The organism is Vibrio sp. CAU 1672, from assembly GCF_029223195.1.
Lineage (GTDB): Bacteria > Pseudomonadota > Gammaproteobacteria > Enterobacterales > Vibrionaceae > Vibrio.
This window is the reverse complement of record NZ_JARHUF010000003.1, coordinates 89,275-112,506: the sequence shown is the minus strand read 5'-3', so window position 1 is coordinate 112,506 and position 23,232 is coordinate 89,275. Positions and strand designations below refer to the sequence as shown.

The following is a 23,232-nucleotide window of genomic DNA, read 5'->3' as shown; positions in this document are numbered from 1 at the left end:
TAGGCATGGTGAAGAGGCTTACCACCAGTCGACCAACCTAGACGAAACTAACATTGTTGTAATGAATGTTGAAATGTTAATTTGTAAATCAATGATTGCGTTGCTTTGGGTGTGGGTCGTTAATTTTTTGTGATGTGGCGTATTGATTTCTGCTGCGGGATAGATCGGCCCGGTTCGTGATCGTGAATATAACCGCCATATATTAACCTGATAAATAAAGATTTTTTATTTGTGATGTTATATTTTTATCGCCGGGGCGCTGGTTTTCGTCATTCCCTGCAAAATAGCAGGCCAAAAGCCATCACGCCCAGGTTAGTTTGGGCGTGATGAGGCGGCTAAATCTTTTGGTGTTTATGCACTAAGTTGTAGTCTGCCAGAATGGCGTAGGCCGCTGGGATCATAAACAGGACTAACAGGGTCGAGGCGAAGATCCCGAATACAATCGAGATCACCAGAGGCTGGATTACCTGTGCCTGTAAACTGGTTTCGGTCAACAGTGGTAACAGGCCGGCTGCGGTGGTCATCGAAGTAAGGAATACCGCCCTGAAACGTTCCCGGCTCGCTTTGACTACCGAATCGTGCACGCTGTCGCCTTCGTCCACATGATGGCGTATGTATTGCACCAGCAAGATTGAATCATTGACGACAATCCCGGCCAGCGAGACAAACCCCATCATGCTGGGCATGCTCAGCGAGTGGCCTAATAAAATATGTCCCCACACCACGCCGATGAACGCCAGTGGGATCGCCAGCATCACGACAAACGGTTCCAGATAACTGCGGAACTGGTAACTGAGAATCACAAACACGCCAAACAGCCCCAATAAGAAGCCTTTACCCATTGAAGCTCCGGTCTCGGCGGTATCTTTGGCTTCACCTTCAAAGTCAAAACGTAACCCTGGGTACTTCTCTGTCAACTGAGGCGCCTCCTGTTGCTGGAACTGGCGAATGATCGCGGTTGAGTTGGCTTTAGTGTTGTCGGTGTCGCCAAACACACTGATCGTACGTACCCCATTTATCCGTTGAATCCGGACGTAATTGCGCTGGAAATGCAGTGAAGCAATGGTAGCGAGGGGAATTTGGCTGCCATCGGCCAGGATGATCGGAAAGTTTGCCAGTTGCTGCAGGTCTCCGGCCTGGATTTTATCCAGCCGCACTTCAATGGAGATATTTTCAATCCCGACCTGAATTTCATCTGCGGTCTGGCCAAAGAACGCGGCGCGTAACTGACTGGCGATAAGCTGTCCGTCAATACCATAGGTTTCAGCGCCCGGACGCAGTTTAACCAGCACCTCTTCTTTGCCCATCCGCATGTCATCTAACACGCCGTGAACACCATCGAAGTCATTGAGGTATTGCTGGATATCGATCGAAGCTGATTTGAGGGCGTCCAGGTCATCGTGTTTGGCTCGGATTTCAATCGCCCGCCCGCCGGGCCCCATAATGGGTTGCTTAAATACCAGGGAAATTGGATCGGCCATTTCGCCGACGTCTTCACGCCAGGCTGCGATGAAATCATCAATAACGGTGTTACGGTTTTCTGCACCCAATAGATCCAGGCGTACGGTAGCAATATGCGGTCCCGACTCGTTGGCGTCGGCATTTACATTGAACTGGCTGGTAATGTGTAATACCAGTTGATGGCCATTTTCAACCCGTTTGTTCCATTGCTGATCGAGTTTCTGGGCTGATGCAATGATTCTGTCAACGACGGCTTCGGTCTGAGACAAAGAAGAGCCTGGTGGCAGGATGATCCTCGCTTCGGCAATATCGCCGTCCAGTTCCGGAAATGGTTGGAACTTCAACAGCCCGCCCGCCAGAGTGGCAGCAGAGATTAATAACAGGGTGATGACACTGCCAATGAAGGCATAGCGGTATTCCACCACTTTGTCGACGGCGCGGACCAGGGTGGTATTGCGGAAGTGTTCAAAACGGTTTAGCAGTGCCTGTTTGAACCCGGCGGCTGGCTGGTTCTGTTTTTGTTTACGCAGTGAGTGAGACAGGTGGTTAGGCAGGATCAGAAATGCTTCGATCAGGCTCAGGGTCAGAACCAAAATCAACACTTGTGGGACGGCTTTGAGTACGGCCCCCATTTCACCCTGCAAAAACAGCAGGCTGCCAAAGATACAAATTGTGGTTAGGAAAGATGAAATTACCCCGGGCAGAACCTTTTTCACCCCTTTAGTGACGGCATCATCAATTTCTTCTCCCCGATCGAGGTGGGCGGCGATGGATTCGGCGATAACGATGGCATCATCCATCATAATCCCGATCGCCATGAGCAACCCAACCAGCGACATGATGTTAATCGATAGCCCGAGTTGAGCCATCAGGAACAAGCCGCCCAAGAATGCTACAGGCAAGCCCGCCGCTACCCAGAAAGAGTAACGGAAACTGAAGAATAACCACATAGTGGCAAACACCAATACAATCCCTTGCCAGCCATTTTTGACCATCATGGTTAAGCGATCCCACAACACCGAGGAGAGATCGTTAGTCATCTGCAGTATCACTCCGTCTGGTGCTATGGCTTGTTGGTCCTGGACAAACTCAGCGACCCGCGCTTTGATGCGTAGCGCGTCATCTTCTTTGTTTTTACTGACTTTGAGCAGGGCGGAAGGATGGCCGTCGAACAATACTTTTTGCTCATCCAGTTCAAACCGATCGGTGATGGTGGCGATATCACGCAGGCGAATGACCGAGCCGTTTGGCCCGGATCCAACGACGATGGTCTCCAGCGCTTCGGGGGTTATCCGCCGCTCATCAAAACGGATCAGGAAGTTCTTGTCCGGGGTTTCGACGTTACCACTGGGAAGTTTGACATTCTGGCGGCCTATCTGTTCGGCAATCTCACCCACGCTTAACCCTAACTGGCGGATGGCCTGCATATCCAGTTCTACCCGGAACTGATGATCGGAAAAACCGGCGACTTCCACCAGAGAGACACCATAGTTCAGCTTTAATGTTCTTTTCAGCTGTTCAGCGTAGGCTTTTAGTTCCGGCCAGGTTGTATTGGCAGTCACCGCAATATCAACCACGGGCTCGTTCCAGTCTAGTTCCTGGACTACGGGAGATTCAATCTCCTGCGGAAAGTCATTAATGGCATTGATTTGGGTTTGTACATCAACCAGCATGCGTCCGATGTCAGCTTGCTCATTGAGCTTGAGGATCAGCCGCGCAGAGCCCTCAATGGCTTCACAGCGGGTCTCTTCAATATTGGCCAGTCCATCTACGGCATCCTCCATCCGCACACAGATACTCTCTTCCACCTCCTGTGGTGAAGCCCCAGGATAAACTACGCCGGCTAAAATATACGGTGGATCAAACTCGGGAAAAGTCTCCCGTTTGATGGTCGACAGTGAGGAAATACCCAAAATCAGCAGTGTTAGCATCAACAGGTTGGCGGCTGTGGGGTGTTTAGCGAAGAATCGGATCATGAGCCAGACTTCTCGTTTGGTCGTGGACGGTCTTGACCGCTCTCTTTTAGCAGCATGCCATCAATGGCCGGAAGCAAATCATTGATGACCAATTTTTGCCCTTGCTCCAGAGCGCCATTGATCACGACTTGGTTGTCACGGCGGTACAGCACCTCTACGGTTACTATTTTCAGGCGTTGATCTTTACCCATCAGGTAAATTTTATCACCGTGCAGCGCTCGCTCCGGGATCACCCAGCTCGGGTTCGCCTGGCCTTCAATCTTAGCGCGGACAAACATCCCGTTGACCAGCGGTGGTGCAGATGTCGGGTTCAGGTTACGGTAGTCCTGTTGGATTTCTAAAATGACTCCAGCGGTGGCTTGGTTTGGATCAACTGTCTCACTGATCCGTGCTACTTTGGCTGGCCATTGACTGGAGAGGTTACCACTGCTTAGTTCAATGGTAGCCTGAATATCGGCCATGTCAGGCTGCGGGATACCAGAGGCATCGCGGCCAAACTCACCGATGCTGGACGCTAAAGTATGCATATCATGAATCGACAGTTGTGCCTCCACTTCCATTACGTTGATACCATGCGCGGTCACCATGGTTTGCTGCAGGTTGACCACCTGATTTTGTTCGATGTCGACTTTTGCAATACGCAAATCCTGGGGGAGGGTGATAATGGTTCTCGCCAACTGACGCTGTGCCTCCTTTACCTTAGACGTGTTGACTTTAACCAATGCTTCGGCGACCCGTTTTTCATCCGGCATCAAACCTATCTGGTTTTCAATATCTAACACCAGTTTGCGTTGTGACAGGGTGTTTTGCTGTTGCTGATCCACGTCTGACTGGGACGTCAGGCCTTTCTTCCGAAGGTTCACTTTACGTGCCAGCTCTTTGTTGACGATAGCCAGGCGATTTTTCTCAATTTTCAGGGTACTTTGCAGGTTGGCCTCTTCCTGATTCAGTTTGGCTAACGAGGTTTGCGCTGATTTCAGATCGGCCTGGGCCTGAACCAGTTTCAGTTCGTAATCAAGCGGGTCGATGCGCAGGATCTCTGTGCCGGCCGGTAACACCTGGCCTTTATCCAGCTGCGGATGGCGGTAGACCACTTTACCTGTCACTTCGGCAATGGCTTTCCATTCGATTTTCGGGCTGATTTTGCCAAACCCAATCGCCACTGGTGCAATGGCTTTGAGTTCGAGTGGTATGGTTTCAACCAGCCTTGCCCGGTCTCCGGCGGGCTTGACCGGCAGATCAGGCTTGAGGTTAATCGCCAGCACAAGAATGAAGATTCCGACAGCAATTACAGGAAAGAAAAGCAGTTTTTTATTTATTTTCATAGTGGTTGCCCGAATCAAGAAACCCATGTTTCATCAGTCGTATGTTGTGTTCAAGTAATTGGTTTAAAAACGTTTCCGATAGTTCGATACCATGAATGGCCAGTAGTGCCGGCGGTGCGATAAAGGGGAACACCATCAGGCTGATGTAAGAAATCCGGCACAGTTTTGGATCGGCGTTTTTGCGTAGCACACCGCTGTCCACCAGCTTGTCAAAAAGCACTCCCTGCATAGGTTGGCTGATATCGTGAAAAACTTTTTCCAGCAGTTTTCGCTGGGTTTCAGATGGAGGCATGTGCATCACTTGTGCAACCAGGCGGGGAAACTGTGGCACCTTGATCATTTCGCTGTAATAGGTGCGCATGATGTCGAGGAAATTCTTCTCAGAGCTGTCGCTGACCAAGACTTGCATTTGTTTTTGTACTGGTGCCAGTGTTTCGCGCAGCATGGTTTCGAACAGGCCTTCTTTGTTGCCAAAATAATATCGGATCATCGCCACGTTTACGCCGGATTTTTGCGCGACAAGTCGAGTGGAGACTTTGTCGTAAGCCATGATGGTAAACAGCTCTCTGGCGTGGTGAATGAGCTTTTCCCGTGCGTCGATGCTTTGGGTAGGCCTGCCTGCCCGTCGGTGTGCTTGTACCACTGTCTCGTCTCATAATATTAAACGTTTGATTAATTATAAGACGTTGATTTTTTATCCGACACGCAAAAAATTAATCGTTATTTCATTAATTGATTAATTTGTGATGTGGGTTGGATCAGCATTGGGCCGAAAGTGAGGGAACAGGTAGCGGGGAGCGCAGGAGATGCTTGCCGCGATTGTTAGACCGGGGCGGAGTATAGCAACAGGTAATCGGCTTATGGCGATAATAAGACCGGAGAAGGCCGATCGTGCATGGGTTTTACGCCGCTATTTAAATTGAGTATTTTTGCTTAAAGTCAACAAATTAGACAAAAAAAGCCCTTACTTAAACATTAGTATTATTTTCTTTGTTTATCATTTGGCTGCGTCATATTCATTGTACCAAATTCGCCTGCTTGAAATGCTTTTGCAGCCAACTATATAACAATCATACAGTAGTGAATAAAATGAAAAAGATCGCTCTTGTAGTCATGCTAACTGCGCTTTCAATCCCTTCTTTGGCGGATAACCTTTGGAAAGACTGTGGTATCGGCCACTGGATTGCGGGACCAACCCTTAAAGGCTTCCCGGCTCTGACTACCAATATTGTTTGGGATTTGGGTACTACCGCAACAACGTCACATATTTCTACGCCAGACATTTGTCAGGGACCATTCTGGGCGGCGGCTAAGTTCATTAACGACACTTACCCGATGATTGAACAAGACACTGTTCAAGGTAGTGGTGAGCATATGATGGCGATGCTTGATATTTTTGAATGTGACAATGCAGTACGACCAGAAATTGTTAACGGTATTCGCCGTGACTTTGGCCAGCAGATTCAAGCTGCTGATTACTCTGAGTTGACTCAAAGTGAAAAGGCACAGGGTTATTACAACCTGGTTGTTGAAGAAGTGAATCAGTTTGCCGGTCAGTGCAAGGCTGTATAATACTTTTCGTATGATCCTGAAACTGAGCGCAAGAGATATCTTGCGCTCTTTATTTTTGTCCGAATATAAACTCTTATGCTGAAGTTTCCGTTGCGCTGTGCATTTCTTGCACTTCTTTGTAGTTCTCCTTTCGCTTCCAATGCCGCACTTTCCAATAACCAACAGCTCGCTTTGGATGCACAGCTTGCGGCGCACCCGCAGTGGCTAAAACTGCTCCACTACCAGGGTGAGACCAGCCTGATTGAATCCGCTGCGTTTTTTTGTCCCCGCAAGGCCATCGTGAGCCGACTCAAGAACTGTTAGCGACGATTGCCGCTTTTGAGCAAGGCCCGACCGCCGAAGTTCCGTTACCGGCTCAGTGTCGCTTCCCAGCGCGCTATGTTTGGCTCAAGCAGCGTTTGGGTAACCAAGTTCAGTTACCCAGCTATAGCTGCCGTGACCTTGAGGTCTGGCGCCAACAGAATCAGCTGCAGTCAATCAGCCTGATTTTTGTGACCGGATATCTGGGTAACCCGGCGTCTTTTTTCGGCCACCTGCTGATGAAACTTAACAAGCAGAATGAAACCTACTTAACCGATACCCCATTGCTCGACAGCAGCGTGAATTTTGGCGCAAACACCGGTCAGCAAGATAATACGATTAAGTATGTCAGCTATGGTCTGTTGGGAGGCTACAGCGCCAGTTTCAGCCAGGAAGATTACTACCGCTATGAGCATGGCTATGCGGAAAATGAACAACGTGAGTTGTGGGAATACGAACTCAACTTGTCGGCGGAAGAACTCACCCTTTTGGAAGCGCATTTATGGGAGCGTAAGGGGCAACAATACCGTTACTATTTCCTGGACAGCAACTGTGCCAGCCAGATGGCTAACTTTATCAGTATCGTGCTGGATGAACCGTTAGTCGATAACCTGCTGCCCTGGGATATGCCATTAGATATTTTTAAAGCGTTAACCAAACGCGAACATAATGGCCGGCCGTTAGTAAAAAGTATTAACAAGAGCGAGTCGAAATATGCCCGTATCCGTGACAAATACCTTGCGTTGTCGCCTGAAGAGCAAGCGGCGGCAAAAAGCCTGACCATAAACCAGCCGTTTTTTACTGATAGCCGTTACCTGAATTTAAGCGCCGGGAGTCAGAGCCGGGTACTTAACCTGATGTTTGATTATTATGAACTGCTGATGGTGGAGGGGGATGCTGAAAAAGCTTCGATAGCCAAACAGCGTAAACTGCAACTTATGCGGGCACGGCTTCAGTTACCGGCGATGGAGACTGCTTGGCAACGCTCGAACACCGCGCCGCCGCATCAGGCACAAAATCCGCTCAAACTGGCGCTTTCGTCGGGTTATAGCGTTAAGCATGGTGGCTTTGGCCAACTCAGTTTTCGTGCGGCGTACTACGGTTACCTCTCATTAGAAACATCACGGTTTAAAGACTCTAACGCCACGTTTTTTGATGCTGAAGTCAAGTTTGATGCCCAGGATATCTGGCTGGGGAAGTTGGATGTGTTTAATGTTACCACGTTAAATATTCACCAGGTTGATCTGTTCGATGAAAACCGTTTTGCCTGGAGCACCCGCCTGACCGTCGAGCAGCAAAATCTCAGTTGCCGCGATTGTGAACGGGTACGTTGGTATGGTGGTCTGGGTAAAGCGATGCCGCTGAGCGGTGGCGTCTCGCTGTATGCTCTGCCAAGAGTGAATCTTGATATTTCGAATTACCATGACTCTGATGTTGGTGTCACCCTGGGCGCCCTGTATACGGCTAACCCTATATGGAAAACCCACTTAACAGTGACGCCGACCAGCGGTTTTGGCCCAAATGCGGAGCAAAGCGTGCTTGTTGACTGGGAGAGTCGGTTCGGTAATAGCCAGGACTGGGACATCAGGTTCAATGCTAAATATCACCAAAGCAGCGAGTTCGGTGTAAGTTACGCGCGCTATTTTTAACTAACGGATTAAGCTGTAAGGAAAAGCGCGGTAATTTACGGCTTTTCTGAGTTTGGGTAAAATAAAGCGCCCTCTCGATTGAGAGGGCGCTTGTGTATAGCGCAGATGGTTGCTAAAAAGCGGCTATTTAGCACAAGCATTCATAACCCGACCGATAGCTGCATCGAGTACGCCGGGCCAGCAATGAGGCGCTTTGGCCACTTAAATCAGGCCTTGCTGCTTTGCCATTTGGTTGGCGATGCCCGGCGCTTTCCAGATGCTTGGCAGCAGAATGAAAGACACGGGAACCGCGGTGATCACAATGAAAGATTGCAAGGCAGAAATACCGCCTGAACCCATCGAAATCAGTGCAATTGCGACCACCCCCATCATCAGCCCCCAGAACGAACGCATGACGGCACTTGGCTCTGTTGAGCCTGTCATGACCACGCTGATGGTGTAGGTCATTGAGTCACCGGTCGTGACAATGAACGTGGTAGTCAGGATCAGGAACAATACCGAGATCACCATCGGGAATGGCAGTTCCGAAGTGATCGCAAGCAACACCGCTGGCAGGTTAAAGCCTTCGAATGCGCTGGAGATCAATCCCGGATTCTCCAGTTCAAACGCCAGGCCACTGCCTCCGACGATACTGAACCAGAAACAGGTGATTAACGGCGCGGCAATACTGATAGACAAAATTAACTGGCGAATCGTGCGGCCGCGTGAGATCCGCGCAATAAAGATCGCCATCATCGGGCCATAACCGATAAACCAACCCCAGAAAAATACCGTCCACCAACTGAGCCATTCGGTGTTATCGCGATAAAGTGCCATGGGGAAGAAGTTATCCACCATCCGGCCTACACCCTGTACATAACCGTCGACGATAAAGCTGGTCGGGCCGAAAAACAGCAGGTAGCCAATCAATGCTACCGACAATACGATGTTGTAACGGCTGACCAACTGAATGCCTTTGCTTACCCCACTCAGCGCAGATAAGGTGTACATCAGAATCGCTGCCACTATCACCATGCTTTGAGTGATAAAGGTATCTGGCAGACCAAACAGGGAGTTCAGCGCGTAGCTGATTTGCAGGCCCAGGAAGCCGATAGGGCCAATGGTACCGGCCGCAACGGCGATGATGCTACAGGCATCAGCAAGCTCACCAATCCAGCCGTTGATCGCCTTGTCGCCAAAGACTGGGTAAAGCAGGGTACGCGGCTTGAGTGGTAAGCCTTTGTCGTAATGCAGGTGCATCAATACCACAGAAGAAAGACAACCCAGAATGGCCCAGGCCAGAAAGCCCCAGTGCATGAAAGACTGAGAAAGTGCATTAATCGCTGACGCTTTAGGTGATGCTTCACCGTATAAAGGCGGCGCAGAAACAAAGTGAGCGATAGGCTCAGCGGCAGCCCAGAAAACACCACCACCTGCAAGCAATGTGCAGAGTACGATTGACAACCATTTAAAGGTATCGATGTCAGGCCTCGCCAAGCCACCTAAGCGTACGCAACCCGTACGACCAAGCGCAATAGCCAAACCAATAAGGAAATTCAGAAGGAGCAATACTTGCCAGAAGGCACCGAAATATTGAGTCGCAAACCCGAAGCCTGCGTTGACCATTGCGGTCAGAGATTCGGTATTGGTCAGTGCGAGCAGAACAAATACCGTAAGAAAGCTGCCACTTAACCAGAAAACCGGGTTAGTGAGTTCAAGACGCTTGAGTAGGGAAGGGGGATGAATTGCAGAATAGTCTGCTTCCTGGATAGGAGCATGAGAGGCGGCATTCGTCATATTTGACATAAGTACTTCGCTTTTTAGGGCTCGGAAGCCGTGCATTTCCCCCACACTAAATCACTTAAAAAGTGTGAGGATGATCAAAAAGCCGCTGATACTAGCATGTCGAGCCTATCAATATAACCGCAGATTTGGATTAATTATTAGTGCTTTAGCCAAGCTACTGATTTTCAGGAAGAGATTTTTGTGGCAATTTTACGTGAAGTGCGCCGCATTTCGTATGTAAGCCATATCTACTTTATTTTGGTAAGGATTTCTCTGGATTCTCTGGATTCTCTGGATGATATTGCGCCGAGCTGTTCTCACCGATAATTTCGGCCTTTATTTTATGGTCTGAACTTGTAATAGCACCGGCAGCCAAAAACATAGCCTAAATAGAATAATGCCGCCAGAGTGAGCAATGAGAAGGCTAGCGCTGAATCAGGGCTCAGTCCCAGACCGAATGCCAGGGTGAATGCGAGCCCGTTGACCGCCGAAACGGGCACTTGATACCAAACCGTGTTCGCTGGTGAGCTAAAGAGTGCGCATGTGCCGATTAAAACCAGAGTACCGATTAATACTCCGGTCCGTCTACTGTTGTTCATTATTGTTCTCAATTGTTACGTGACATCAATGATGTAACGAAATATTTCAAAGTGCCATTATAACGCCGTTACCCGGCAAAATCGGTAAATATTTTGTCCAGTTGACAAGCCCTGGTTAGACAATCTGGGCTGTGATTTTTCCCGGCAGGATATGTTTAATGCTTTGAAATTGTGAAGAAATCGTTGAAAGGGTCGAGCATAAAGCGCGAATATTGTTTGACGATTAAAAACGGTAATTTTACGGATGATTTAAAAAAATGAGATAACGCTAGTCTTTATCCCAATTGCGTGTATACTGCACTCAGCTCTTACAAATGGGCTATTAGTGAAAATCAAGTACAAGTCTTCTCTCAGTCATCTTTCGATACCTTTCGTTTAGCCCCTGCGATAGCTTTTCTTCATAATCCGATAGTAGCTTTTGTAGTCAGCGTCTAAAAATTATTGTAAATATTTAAAATGTAGAGGTATCTATGTCTAACAAAATGACTGGTTCAGTAAAATGGTTCAACGAAACTAAAGGTTTCGGTTTCATCACTCAAGATAACGGTGGCAATGACGTGTTTGTTCACTTCAACTCTATCGTTTCAGATGGCTTTAAAACACTTGCTGAAGGTCAACGCGTAAGCTTTGATGTTGAACAGGGCAAAAAAGGCCCTCAAGCGTCAAACGTAACGGCGCTGTAATTGGTATTCTGGCGTGTAGAGCATGATTCTACACGCCAAACTGACATTTCTTTCAGACGCATAGTCTGCATCTCCTTCTGTAATCTCTTCTCTTTAGTTTAAACACCATTCAGGAAACATTATGTCTCGAAGAACATCTCGCCAGCGACACTGGTATCAACTCTTGCGTGAAAAAAATCTGGGAAACAACTTAACGAATGATAAAAATAAAATTTCATCTAGATAATAACAATACAACATGGTCGGCAGAAATACATCAGCTAAATAGTGACATTCTCAGGCGCCATATCCTACCAAAAATCCAAACTAACCATCATATTGTTCATTTTGATTATTGTGAATTGATGAGTGAAGGAAATATTCTTTCTAGCTCAGGTCACAGATTGGGTAAATTTTCGGTTCTGTAAAAATAAACCGTCTAAAATGAATTTCAACTGCCAATTCAAAAGTGGATATTATGCAAAGTAATAAAAAGAAAAAAAACCAAGCAGAAACAGAGCTCCCTGAAGAGAAAAAATCTCTCACTGCCCATCAAACCCGCAAGCGCATTGAAGATATTCTTGATAAAAGAAAATTTGATCGTCTGTTTGAGATTTAATTAACACTCAGTTTGCTTCAATATAGCCTTTATTGGCTTTCACATATTGACCCTGCATTGTCTCCTTATGATTGTTTAAGTTACGGTGCATGCCAGGCAAATAGCGAGCGGTTTTTCCGATTAAACGTCGCCTTCCGATGTGATCCATCAATACCGATACCACGATTATTATACTGAGCGTTGTCTGCCGTCACAGCAATATCGCACTCCGGCGACTAGCCTCAGCCATGCTAGTTTTCCGACTCGTCAGGAACCGGTCACCAGATGCTCCCAACGGGTGCCCCAGAGCGATCGCGCCACCATTCACATTGGTTTTATCGTCAAACCCGCTCAATGGTAAAGCGTACTTCTCACTCAGGCCATGCATTACCCCCAACGCTTGTACTGTAAAGGTTTCGTTATTGGTATCATGGGCTGGCAGGGTGGGCGAATGGAGGGGAGATCGCTCTCCCCCGTTCAGTTGCGTTTAGATCGTATAATCAAACACAATGATGTCTTCCAGCAACGGCCGGAACACGGCTTTGAGCGCATCATGCTCTGGGTGAGGTAAGTAGTTTTCACGCCCGGCCTCGTCGGCAAACGTCATCACCACCGCATGGGTGTAGTGTTTGTTTTTACCTTCCGGGCTGTCATTGAGGCCCCATTCAACCTCTGTAACGCCTTCTACTTTGTGTGGCATCTGCTCGAACAGAGTTCGCAGCTGTTCAATATTTTCGTGACTGGCGTCGGTTTTAAACTTGATCAGTAAGATATGTCTTATCATTTTGGTTGTGTACTTGAATGCAAACCCGAACTATAACGGATCGCCCACCATACCGTTTGTCGCTTACTTCACACTGTCGGTAAAACGTGAGCGAGCCTTGCTACAGCAGAGCTTAGCCAACGATGCGTTTCACCAGACAAAAGTGTTTTTTGCCGCGTTGAAGTAGCCAGTATTGATCGAACAGCGCGAAGCTGAGGAGCGGGTGTTCAGCGGCCACTTTGTCGCCATTGACGCTGATCGCGTTGTTACTGATCAGTTCGCGCGCGATGCGTTTCGAGCTGGCGAGCCCGGATTCAAGTAATAGTTCGACCAGATCTTGTTGGGTACTTTCAACGCTGGGTAAACCATCCTGTTCCAGTTGTTTCAACTCATTTAAGCTCAGTTGCTGTACATCACCACTAAACAGTGCCTGGGTGATACGTTGTGCACTGGTTAGCCCGGCTTCACCATGGACAAAGCGGGTCATTTGTTCAGCCAGAATACGCTGGGCCTGCGGTTTGCTTTTACTGGCTTTGTCCTGTGCTTCAATTGCCGCGATCTCTTCACAGTCTAAGAAGGTGTAGTAGCGCAGAAAGTGATAAACATCAGCATCTTCAGCGGATAACCAGAACTGGTAAAACGCGTAAGGCGAGGTCTTGGCTGCATCTAACCACACCGCACCGCCTTCTGTTTTGCCAAACTTGGTACCGTCGGATTTGGTGATCAGCGGCAGTGTCAGGCCAAATACTTGTTCAGCGTTTTGCCGGCGGGTGAGATCGATACCGCTGACAATATTGCCCCATTGATCATTGCCGCCGATTTGCAGGCGGCAGCCGTACTGGCGGTTCAGCTCAGCAAAATCGTAGGATTGTAACAGTGCATAACTAAACTCAGTGAATGAGATGCCCTGATCTGGCCGCTGTAAGCGTTGCTTGACTGATTCGCGATTGATCATCGCGTTGATCGAGAAGTGCTTGCCGACATCTCGGAAAAAGTCGATCACATTAATTTGTTTAACCCAGTTAGCGTTGTTTACCATCAGCATTGGCTTGCTAAGCTGGTGGTTCATCAACTGGTGGATTTGACGGGATAAGTCATTGACCCACCCGGAGACTGTCTCGGCTGAATTGAGGTTACGCTCGGTGGCCTTAAAGCTGGGATCGCCAATCATGCCGGTCGCCCCGCCAATCAGGGCGATCGCCTGGTGGCCCGCATCCTGAAAACGCTGCAACATGATCAAAGGCACCAGGTGGCCAATATGCAGGCTGCCTGCTGTGGGATCGAAGCCGCAGTAAACTGTCTGTGGCTCGGCAAGCAATTGTTGGATCTGGTTGAGGTCGCTGGCCTGAGCAATCAGGCCGCGCGCTTGTAAATCTTGGAGTAAGGATGTTGTCATTGTTTGACCCGCACTTAATATTGAGCGGATCAGGGTAAAGTGCACCGTCTTTGGTCAACATATCCCTAAAGGGACGGTTTGCTATTTTGCCTGGCTGATCAGGTGATTGAGGAACAGCTGGAACAACTCACCCAGTGATGCGACCTTAAGTTGGGCGTATATGCGTTTGCGGTGGTTTTTCACCGTACCCTCGACTAAGTTAAGTTGCGCTGCAATTTCTTTGCTGTCAAAGCCTTGGGCAAGCAGTGATGCTACTTCTTGCTCACGTTTAGTCAGTAAGCCCCGGCCAAAGGTGTTCAGGCCCTCCTTGATGGCGGTGTGCATATTGCCTGGGATCTTGCCCGGGACAACAATCGGCTCAGACAAAACAAATTCACTTGGCCGCCAATGCTGTTGGCACAACGACTGGATAACCGGAAAGTAGGGTCGTAACTTGGTGGTTTGTTGCTGAGAAAAGCGTTTGCCTGCTTGCAGATCACCAAAGCAGAGCATCACCCAACGTCCCGGTTCGATTTTGATCAGCATGCTGAGTTCATCTTTCCAGCCGGTCTGATGGTAGAACTGCTGGCAGTAGGCATCATAATCGAGATCTTTGCCTGCCACATCTTTGAGGGTGAAAATCCCTTGTTGTTTACAATCGCGCAGCCGTTGGTAGAACGGATCATTTTGAAACGAGGTGGTCAAATAGCGCTGGAACAGCAGTTCACGTTCACTGGTGATTGAATCGTACAGGTAAATGGGGTGTTTACCTTCCCGATAGCCCAGGATCACTGCGCAGTCATAATTCAGCACCGATTCAATGACGCGCATCAGTGCTGGCGTAAAATGAGGCGTATTAAGGGCTGAAATGGCTTTGGCTAAATGAGTGTTGAACGCAGAATCTGGCATCGGATGGCCCGGTTAGATACGATGGCCACTAAGCATAACTTAAGTTATATCAACGAGAAAGAGGGGAGAACTCTCCCCCAATATCTTATGCTGAGTCGGGCGACTGAGTGTCAGTCAGCTCTCGGTTTACCCAATAGAGCGAACCGGATAAGGTTGCCGGCATCAGTTGCCCCTCGGCGTTGATCTGATACACCGCTAAGCCCTGGTGAAATTGTGTCGCCTTATCATGATCGCTTCTCTCATCGCTCGGCAGGCTCCCGTCACGTCCGGTGCCTGAACCCTGGATAATAAAAGTGAGGAAGTCTTCCTGACTTTCGAACAGTACCAGTTGCTGGTAGGTTTGGTTGCTGACTTCAAGGTCAACCCCGGCGCCGATCATGTTCATGTAGGTGCGCTGACCGCTGTGTTTGTCGACCGCCACCCCAGAGCCTGAGTCGGCCTGAAACAGCAGCGACAGCTTGCGCGAGTCGAAGACCGCATAGCCATAGGCCAGGTCGTACAAGGTTTTGGTTTCCGGTTGCTGGTTGAACACTTTAAGCAGCGTGCTGTCGGCCATCAAGTCAATTGCTTGGCGTGCCTGCTCCGGAGTATCGCCCTGCATCAGTTCTTCAATTTTTTTATCCGCCGCCGCAATCCATTCTTTACTTTTTTCTATGCTGGCATCGGTCCATTCGCCAAGGGTATTGATGGCTTCCTTTGACCAGTTGGTAAAATCCTGCCAGGCTTTCTTCGAGAAGGCTTTGGTGCTGTCCCAGGCTTCTTTAGCGCTCTCAGAAACCGCATCGCCAAGCTCGGACAGCTCTTTGGATATCTCGTCCCAGCCAGCGTGAGCCGGGTAGGGGAGCAGAGCTAGCGAGGTAAGTGCAATCAGCAGTTTTTTCATCATCGTCACCGGTTGAGGGGGTTATGTTTAGCATAGGTGAAAACCGAGACGCTGAACACTGCAGCATCAGTCGACAAAGTTAATTTGTGAGGCAGAATAAAAAGCCCCCACACCATTGGTTGTGGGGGCTGCTGTTATCAGGTTAGGTGATTAACTGGCGCTGACTTCACCCAGCTTCAGCCAGGTATCGATCACTGTATCCGGGTTGAGGGACACCGAACTGATGCCTTGTTCCATCAGCCACTCGGCCAGATCATCGTGATCGGATGGGCCCTGGCCACAGATACCGACATACTTACCTGCTTTGGTCGCCGCATCGATCGCCATCTTGAGCATCACCTTAACCGCCGGATTCCGCTCATCAAACAGATGGGCGACGTCGCCAGAGTCACGATCCAGGCCCAGGGTCAGCTGGGTCATGTCGTTGGAGCCAATCGAGAAACCGTCAAAGTACTTGAGGAATTCATCTGCCAGTACCGCGTTGGATGGCAGTTCGCACATCATGATCACTTTCAGGCCCTGATCGCCACGACGTAAGTCAAACTTCGCCAGCAGGTCGATGACCGAGGCTGCTTCGCTTGGCGTACGGACAAATGGGATCATGATTTCCACATTTTTCAGTCCCATTTGGTTGCGAACACGCTTAATGGCCTGGGTTTCCAGCTCGAAACAATCCTCAAACACCGGGGAGACATAACGTGATGCGCCACGGAAGCCCAGCATCGGGTTTTCTTCATGCGGTTCATGATCCTGACCGCCGACCAGGTTACTGTACTCGTTCGACTTGAAATCAGACATCCGCACGATGACACGTTTCGGCCAGAAGGCTGCCGCGATGGTCGAAATGCCTTCCGTCAGTTTGCTGACGTAGAAGTCGATCGGATCCTGGTAGCCACGGATACGCTGAGTGATTTCTGCTTTTAGCGCGTCACTTTGCTGATCGAAATTGAGCAGCGCTTTCGGGTGAATACCGATCATCTTGTTGATGATAAATTCGAGCCGCGCCAGGCCAACTCCTTCATTAGGAACTTGCGCAAAGTCGAAGGCGCGATCCGGGTTGCCGACGTTCATCATCACTTTGGTCGGCAGCAGCGGCAGTTCATCCACGGAAGACCGTTTTACCTCGAATTCCAGCTCGCCCTGGTAGACATAGCCGGTTTCCCCTTCCGCACACGATACGGTCACAGTCGCCCCATCGCTTAACTGGCTGGTGGCGTTACCACAGCCCACGATCGCCGGGATGCCCAGTTCGCGCGCGATGATAGCCGCGTGACAGGTACGGCCGCCACGGTTGGTGATGATCGCCGCGGCTTTTTTCATCACCGGTTCCCAGTCCGGGTCGGTCATGTCGGTGACCAGCACGTCACCTTCTTGTACCAGCGACATTTGATCCAGTGAACCAACCAGACGTACCGGGCCCTTACCGATGCGCTGGCCGATCGCTCGGCCTTCAACCAGAACTTCGTCCTTGTTGTGGAGCTCATAGCGCTCAATGATGTTCTGCTCGCTTTGCGAACAAACGGTTTCCGGGCGGGCCTGAACGATATACAGTTTACCGTCGATGCCATCTTTGGCCCATTCGATGTCCATTGGGCGCTGGTAGTGCTTCTCAATGATCATCGCTTGCTTGGCCAGCTCTTTGATCTCCTCATCATTCAGAGAGAAGGTATTACGCTCGGCGTCTGAGGTGTCGATGATGTCAACCTGCTTACCAATCTCTTGATTGTCTGAGTAGATCATTTTGATCAGTTTAGAGCCGAAGGTCTTTTTCACGATCGGGTGTTGACCGGCTTCCAGCATCGGTTTGTGAACGTAAAATTCGTCCGGGTTGACGGCGCCTTGCACCACCATTTCACCCAAGCCCCACGATGAGGTGATAAACACCACCTGATCAAAGCCAGATTCGGTGTCAAGGGTGAACATCACCCCTGACGAGGCTTTATCGGAGCGCACCATACGCTGGATACCGGCCGATAACGAGATACCCCGGTGGTCAAACCCCTGGTGAACCCGGTAGGAGATGGCGCGGTCATTAAACAGCGATGCGTAAACGTGCTTGGTGGCTTCCAGCACGGCGTCGATGCCTTTCACGTTAAGGAAGGTTTCTTGTTGGCCGGCGAAAGAAGCATCGGGCAGATCCTCAGCGGTGGCTGAAGAGCGCACGGCTACCGAAAGTTCAGGATGGCCTTCGGTCAGCTCTTGATAGTTTTCACGGATATCCTGCTCCAGATCCGCCGGAAACGGCGTCTCCAAAACCCATTGACGGATAGTGGCGCCTGTCTTACGCAGTGCTTCCACATCCTCAACGTCGAGTTCGTCGAGCAACTGGTGGATACGCTCGTCCAGCCCTTCGTGATCAAGGAATTGGTTAAATGCATACGACGTGGTGGCAAAACCGTTGGGTACCGACACGCCGGCATTGGCGAGGTTAGAAACCATTTCGCCCAGTGACGCATTTTTACCGCCGACCTTGTCGACATCTTGCATGGATAGGCTATTGAACCAGAGGGTATTGTTTTGCATGTCTTTCTCCAGAAACATTGCAGCTTTGTAGGGGGTAGGGCAAACGATTACGTCTGAGCTGAAAAAAATTCCAGAGGAATTTTCAAAGCTGTGGGGGACGTAATTGAACGCCTGGTTTTATTATCGGTATCATGGCTGTCATCCTACTCAAAATATTTTGAAACTTTAAACATAAATGCAAACAGAAAATCAAAGTCGTGATGTGTTCTATGTTTCTGACGGAACCGCCATCACCTGTGAAACATTAGGCCATGTTGTGTTGGGCCAGTTTTCCTTTGCTGCAAACGAAAAGACCTTTCCGTTTGTTGAAAGTAAAGACAAAGCCGCCGGCGTGATCAAAGAAATTGAAACGTCCTACCAGCGTAGTGGGGTTAAGCCGCTGGTGTTTTTCTCGGTTGTGCTGCCTGCTGTTCGCCAGCAGCTGTTGAGCGCGCCGGCCCACTGTTACGATGTGCTGGAGAGTATTGTGCAGAAAGTCAAAGATGACACCAAGCTGGAGCCGGTGCCCAAGTTGCAGCGCTCGCGCAGTGTCGGTAAAGATTCCGACACCTACTTTGATCGGATTGCGGCAATTGAGTACACCCTTGCCCACGACGATGGTATTACCCTGAAAGGGCTGGAAGAGGCGGACATCATCCTGCTCGGCGTCTCGCGCAGCGGTAAAACGCCAACCAGTCTGTATATGGCGATGCAGTTTGGCCTGCGGGTGGTGAACTATCCGTTTATTGCCGAAGATGTGCAAGCGATGCGTCTGATGCCGGAGTTTGAAATTCACCGGCACAAACTGTTTGGCCTGACGATTGACCCTGAGCGGCTGACCGAAATCCGTCAGAACCGCTTGTCCGGCAGTGATTACGCCAGTACTCAGCAGTGCCAGCTGGAGCTGAACACGGTTGAAGCGTTGTTCCGCCGTGAGGCGATCCCTTACATCAATACCTCTTCACTGTCGGTGGAAGAGATCTCGACGCGGATCTTAGAAAAAGCCGGGATGAAACGGCGACTGTTTTAAGCTTCAGCGCAAAGCTGATTACAAAACCGCAGAGAGAAAAAAAGCGGCTTAACCGGAGAGATAAGCCGCTTGCCAACTGACGTGTTAACTCACGCCTTATCGCATAATCATTTGTTCACGGCCCGGGCCAACGGATACCATTTTGACCGGTACGCCCATTAGCTCTTCGATGCGCAGCACGTATTTCTGGGCGGCCAGCGGCAGCTCTTCAAACTTGCGGCAGCCGGTGATGTCTTCACTCCAGCTTTCCATCTGCTCGTAGATAGGAGCCAGTGCGGCGGTTTGCGGCCAGATTGGGTTTTCGCTGTGCTCGCCCTGGTAGCCAACACAGATTTTCAGATCGTTAAGGCCGGTCAGGCAGTCCACTTTAGTCAGCGCGATTTCAGTCGCGGCCTGCAGCTCAACGCCGTTTTTGGTCGCAACCGCGTCAAAGTAACCCATGTCACGCGGGCGGCCAGTCGTCGCACCGAATTCACCGGCCAGTTCACGGAATGCGTCTTGCTCTTCCATTGCGGTGATCAGCGTACCGGTACCCACCGATGAGCTGAAGGCTTTCGCGACCGCAATCACGCGTTCAGGGCGAAGGGCAGGCAGGCCACTGCCGATGCCAGCGTACATTGATACCACGTTAGAAGAGGTGGTCCACGGGTATTCACCGTAAACCAGATCACGGCCGGCACCAAGCTGCGCTTCGAACAATAGCGTTTTGTCTTGTGCTTGCAGCGCTTTCAGCGGCAGGGTGACGTTACAGATCGCATCACGCCAAGGGGCAGAGACTTCGAGTAGCCAGCTCGCCATTTCTTCCGCGGTTTGTTCGAACTCAAAGGTTGGGTAAAGCGCCCGAAGCTGAGGCAGTTTCCAGTCCATCCAGAACTTGATGCGCTCAACCAGCACTTCTGGCTGTTTCAGCCAACCGACCAGGATGCCTTTTTTCATCACCCGGTCACCATAGGCCGGTGCAATCCCCTGACGGGTTGAACCGTATGCGTTGTCACCTAAGCGTTGTTCTTCCAGCGAATCTTCCAGTGCGTGCAGAGGCAGGCAAAGCGTAGCGCGATCAGAGATGCACAGGTTCACTTTAACGCCAGCTTGTTCTACTTCCGCCATTTCCTTAGACAGAGATGCCGGGCTGATCACCATCCCCGGGCCTAATACGGCTACGCAGTCTGGATTGAATACGCCACTTGGGAGCTGGTGGAGTTTGAACGTACCCAGATCGTTCACCACGGTGTGACCCGCGTTGTTACCACCCTGGAAACGAATACTCGCAGAAGCTTGCTCTGCCAAAAAGTCAACGATGCGGCCTTTGCCTTCATCACCCCAGTTTGCACCCACAACAACGATAGACGACATAATTCATTCTCCAATAACAGACCGGAAAATCTTAAGATGTTCGCATGGATAAGAGAAATTAATTATACTCATTAACTTAATAAGAAACTCATATCAGGCTATGTACTATGTTAGATTTGAACTGGTTACGGACTTTCGTCACCCTGGCAGAGGTGAAACATTTCGGCAAAACGGCGACCGAGCTGCACATGACCCAGCCCAACGTCAGCCTGCATATTAAGCAGCTTGAGCAAGCGACCCGGACCAAACTGATTGAGCGTAACCCGGTACAGCTGACCCAGGCAGGCAAACGGCTGTTGGAGACCGCGCAGCATATGCTCAATGAGTTGCAAATCTGCCAGTCGGATCTCAATGCGATCAACGATCTGAGCCAGGGTACGCTCTCGATTGCGGCGAGTGATATTGTCTCGCGCCTGCTGCTGATCAAACCGTTCCAGCAGTTTAAAAGCCAGTACCCGGGCATCGATTTAACCCTGTTTAACACCACTTCGTCACAGGCGGTCGAGCTGGTCAAAAGTGCACGCGCTGACATTGGTTTTGTGATCGCACAAAAGGAGAGCCGGCCGGTGCATTTTACGCCGCTGACCCAAATTCACTGGTGCGCGTTTGGTGACGATATTTTCCAGTGGCAGGCGAACCGCCAGGAGAGCCAGACCCTGATCCTGCTCGGCCACGATACCCGCACCCGGGAGTTGATCGATGCCTCGCTGCCAGAGCTGAACTTACCTCAGTACCGGGTGATGGAAGTGGGCAGCGTGGAAGCGCAAATCGACTGGGCCGAAGCCGGCTTCGGTACGGCGATTGTGCCGGATTTCTCCCTTGATCCGCGGCTTAATCTGTCAAGAACGATCACCCCGTTACCCAGTTTTCCCAATACCGACTTTGGCTATATTGTGCGGCAAAATCAGGTGTTGTCGAAAGCGGCCAAACAACTGCTGAGCTGGGTAGCAGAGAATGTCGCGGTAGTTGAGGGGTAACTTGATGAAAGATACTCAGGTGACCATCCCGCTTCCTTCGCTGATTCACCGAATTGGTGGTGATCACGCCAGACGCACCAAATCGATAGCCGCAGAAAGAGGGTGCGAGCTAAAAAGAGTCAGGCGCTCGCGTCACTGGCAAATAACCGGTGAGGCATTGGATCTGAAGGCATTTGTCGACCATATCAAAGCAGAAGATTCCGAAAGGGTACGTTTTGTGATCAATAAGATCGAAGCTGGGCTGGCAATGCACAGTGATAAGCTTGAACCCCTGGAGGAAAAGCTGATCCGTATAGTGCAGCAAAACCCGAACATCACTCTGGCAGAACTGATGGCCGAAACCAACTGCACCCTGGCACAAGCACGGGTTGCCCGGTTTGAAGCGGAGATGCTTTAAGTACTGCGCAAGCAGAATTGATGGTGGTGGTTGGCTGTGTTTACTAACTTGGAGTTGCCCTTAGCGGGCTAAGGTCATTGCTCTGAGCATGAATACGTAAATTCATCTCAGCATCTTCATCATTGCTAACGTAATACTGAATTTTCTTCTTACACTTCTTTGTTCATCTTGCTGGAATAATGGTGTTCATCAGTTCATGAAACCAGCCACTATGCATTATTACGCCGTCAATATTTAACAGGCCAACTAGAACCAAAACAGGAACAGGAAGCGGTGCCAATAAGCTCACAATAAGAAAATAAGGCCAACGAACTAAGCGGTGGCTCATGCCCGCGAGCATTGAAAGCCCACCACCTCCTCCCACAATACTGTTGCCTGGGAAATTAAGACATAAGCCAATCGATATATAGCGGTTACGTAGTAGCGTCCCACCTACGACAGACAACCAATGTTTTTCCCTTGTAAGTTGATCAAGTAAGGCAGGCAAATTATCCATTTCTATCTTGAGGTCAAACTTGTTGAAGCATTTTCCTAAAATGGATTTAGGTAACAGTCGCCCTATAGCAAACGCAATATTGAGGCCAAGTATCGTACCTATATAAGCGACCAACACTCCCTTGACTCCGAAGATAGCCATGATCAGGAAACCAATCTCAACCCCAGCCACAAAAGGGATGGCCAGAAATAGTGCATAGGCTCCCGCAAGGACAAGAAAGCCGGCCAGTCCCATTATTTCCTGTATTTGGATGAACAACAGTTCGACTTTACTTTCGCCTAAGTGAGTGACCCCGTGCCCGAAAGCGACCATAACAGCCCAGATGAATATGGTTAAGGCTGTCTTCCAGGAGGGCTTGTTAACATTTGGTAAACTCCAGACAAACAGGTATATCAGCAGGCTTAATCCCAGTGTCCATGAGATAAACAGAGGAATTGGTTCATCCAGACTGAACGGAAAAAATGCTGAGAACGTGTGAATTAGACTATGCACTATGGCTAAGAGAAAAAACCAGCCTGTCAGGGTCAGTAAGACTCTAATAGTGAGGAGAACATTTGAACTCTTCATAAGTTCCTCCTGCCTCTGTGTACGGTAACTATAGACTAGTTGATAAGAACCGATAGCTTGGTAACTGGGTTAAG

Annotated in this window: 19 protein-coding genes and 1 pseudogene; 8 read left to right on the top strand and 12 right to left on the bottom strand. The window is 49.7% G+C overall.

The annotated features are described in order from the left end of the window. Positions 1-335: 335 nt before the first annotated feature. The 3 genes from P2G85_RS04465 to P2G85_RS04455 are packed head-to-tail and all read right to left on the bottom strand — an operon-like array spanning position 336 to position 5,405. Complete coding sequence (locus P2G85_RS04465) at positions 336-3,437, bottom strand: efflux RND transporter permease subunit (protein WP_275862919.1); 3,102 nt, start codon at positions 3,435-3,437, stop codon at positions 336-338. Further along, the gene (locus P2G85_RS04460; RefSeq protein ID WP_275862918.1) at positions 3,434-4,762 is read right to left on the bottom strand and encodes an HlyD family secretion protein; all 1,329 of its coding nucleotides are present in this window, start codon (positions 4,760-4,762) and stop codon (positions 3,434-3,436) included. Before P2G85_RS04460 ends, P2G85_RS04465 begins: the two co-directional genes overlap by 4 nt. Next, positions 4,749-5,405, bottom strand: coding sequence for a TetR/AcrR family transcriptional regulator (locus P2G85_RS04455; protein WP_275862917.1), 657 nt, complete (start codon positions 5,403-5,405; stop codon positions 4,749-4,751). Before P2G85_RS04455 ends, P2G85_RS04460 begins: the two co-directional genes overlap by 14 nt. A 446-nt stretch (positions 5,406-5,851) precedes the next feature. Between P2G85_RS04455 and P2G85_RS04450 the strand changes: the two genes are divergently transcribed. Both P2G85_RS04450 and P2G85_RS04445 read left to right on the top strand, forming a co-directional pair. Beyond that, the gene (locus P2G85_RS04450; RefSeq protein ID WP_275862916.1) at positions 5,852-6,334 is read left to right on the top strand and encodes a DUF3015 family protein; all 483 of its coding nucleotides are present in this window, start codon (positions 5,852-5,854) and stop codon (positions 6,332-6,334) included. A gap of 260 nt (positions 6,335-6,594) precedes the next feature. After that, entirely contained in the window at positions 6,595-8,283 is a 1,689-nt protein-coding gene (locus P2G85_RS04445) for a DUF4105 domain-containing protein (protein WP_275862915.1), read from the top strand. 201 nt (positions 8,284-8,484) lie between these two features. Here P2G85_RS04445 and P2G85_RS04440 read toward each other — a convergent pair whose 3' ends face one another. Beyond that, a complete protein-coding gene (locus tag P2G85_RS04440; RefSeq protein ID WP_275862914.1) occupies positions 8,485-10,068 on the bottom strand; it encodes a BCCT family transporter in 1,584 nt (527 codons plus the stop codon). A 1,048-nt stretch (positions 10,069-11,116) separates the two neighbouring features. Between P2G85_RS04440 and P2G85_RS04435 the strand changes: the two genes are divergently transcribed. The 3 genes from P2G85_RS04435 to P2G85_RS04425 all read left to right on the top strand — a co-directional run bounded on the left by P2G85_RS04435 (position 11,117) and on the right by P2G85_RS04425 (position 11,927). Next, a complete protein-coding gene (locus P2G85_RS04435; RefSeq protein WP_275862913.1) occupies positions 11,117-11,329 on the top strand; it encodes a cold-shock protein in 213 nt (70 codons plus the stop codon). 197 nt (positions 11,330-11,526) lie between these two features. Further along, a complete protein-coding gene (locus P2G85_RS04430) occupies positions 11,527-11,736 on the top strand; it encodes a hypothetical protein (RefSeq protein WP_275862912.1) in 210 nt (69 codons plus the stop codon). A 50-nt stretch (positions 11,737-11,786) separates the two neighbouring features. After that, the gene (locus tag P2G85_RS04425) at positions 11,787-11,927 is read left to right on the top strand and encodes a hypothetical protein (protein ID WP_275862911.1); all 141 of its coding nucleotides are present in this window, start codon (positions 11,787-11,789) and stop codon (positions 11,925-11,927) included. 190 nt (positions 11,928-12,117) lie between these two features. Here P2G85_RS04425 and P2G85_RS04420 read toward each other — a convergent pair. The 6 genes and pseudogenes from P2G85_RS04420 to ppsA form a co-directional block, all read right to left on the bottom strand. Next, a pseudogene (locus P2G85_RS04420) lies at positions 12,118-12,327 on the bottom strand (acetyl-CoA C-acyltransferase); the annotation flags it as partial. Between the two features lie 66 nt (positions 12,328-12,393). Further along, on the bottom strand, positions 12,394-12,690 hold the full coding sequence (locus P2G85_RS04415; protein WP_275862910.1) for a Dabb family protein: 297 nt from the start codon (positions 12,688-12,690) through the stop codon (positions 12,394-12,396). 112 nt (positions 12,691-12,802) lie between these two features. Beyond that, a complete protein-coding gene (gene tyrS / locus P2G85_RS04410) occupies positions 12,803-14,065 on the bottom strand; it encodes a tyrosine--tRNA ligase (RefSeq protein ID WP_275862909.1) in 1,263 nt (420 codons plus the stop codon). An 81-nt stretch (positions 14,066-14,146) separates the two neighbouring features. Beyond that, the gene (locus tag P2G85_RS04405; RefSeq protein ID WP_275862908.1) at positions 14,147-14,953 is read right to left on the bottom strand and encodes a helix-turn-helix transcriptional regulator; all 807 of its coding nucleotides are present in this window, start codon (positions 14,951-14,953) and stop codon (positions 14,147-14,149) included. An 85-nt stretch (positions 14,954-15,038) separates the two neighbouring features. Next, positions 15,039-15,836 (bottom strand): hypothetical protein, encoded by a 798-nt coding sequence (locus P2G85_RS04400; RefSeq protein WP_275862907.1) that lies wholly within the window; start codon positions 15,834-15,836, stop codon positions 15,039-15,041. 150 nt (positions 15,837-15,986) lie between these two features. Beyond that, positions 15,987-18,359, bottom strand: coding sequence for a phosphoenolpyruvate synthase (ppsA, locus tag P2G85_RS04395; protein ID WP_275862906.1), 2,373 nt, complete (start codon positions 18,357-18,359; stop codon positions 15,987-15,989). A gap of 175 nt (positions 18,360-18,534) precedes the next feature. Between ppsA and P2G85_RS04390 the strand changes: the two genes are divergently transcribed. After that, positions 18,535-19,368, top strand: coding sequence for a pyruvate, water dikinase regulatory protein (locus P2G85_RS04390; protein WP_275862905.1), 834 nt, complete (start codon positions 18,535-18,537; stop codon positions 19,366-19,368). Positions 19,369-19,464: 96 nt separating this feature from the next. On the opposite strand, the gene P2G85_RS04385 is transcribed toward P2G85_RS04390, so the two are convergent. Then, complete coding sequence (locus tag P2G85_RS04385; RefSeq protein ID WP_275862904.1) at positions 19,465-20,721, bottom strand: adenylosuccinate synthase; 1,257 nt, start codon at positions 20,719-20,721, stop codon at positions 19,465-19,467. 107 nt (positions 20,722-20,828) lie between these two features. On the opposite strand from P2G85_RS04385, the gene P2G85_RS04380 reads away from it, so the two are divergent. Together P2G85_RS04380 and P2G85_RS04375 are read left to right on the top strand one after the other, a co-directional pair. Beyond that, positions 20,829-21,698, top strand: coding sequence for a LysR family transcriptional regulator (locus tag P2G85_RS04380; protein ID WP_275862903.1), 870 nt, complete (start codon positions 20,829-20,831; stop codon positions 21,696-21,698). A gap of 4 nt (positions 21,699-21,702) precedes the next feature. After that, a complete protein-coding gene (locus tag P2G85_RS04375) occupies positions 21,703-22,095 on the top strand; it encodes a ribosome recycling factor family protein (RefSeq protein ID WP_275862902.1) in 393 nt (130 codons plus the stop codon). A 163-nt stretch (positions 22,096-22,258) separates the two neighbouring features. On the opposite strand, the gene P2G85_RS04370 is transcribed toward P2G85_RS04375, so the two are convergent. Then, positions 22,259-23,158: a hypothetical protein gene (locus P2G85_RS04370; protein WP_275862901.1), complete on the bottom strand. Its 900-nt coding sequence runs from the start codon at positions 23,156-23,158 to the stop codon at positions 22,259-22,261. Positions 23,159-23,232 lie beyond the last annotated feature (74 nt).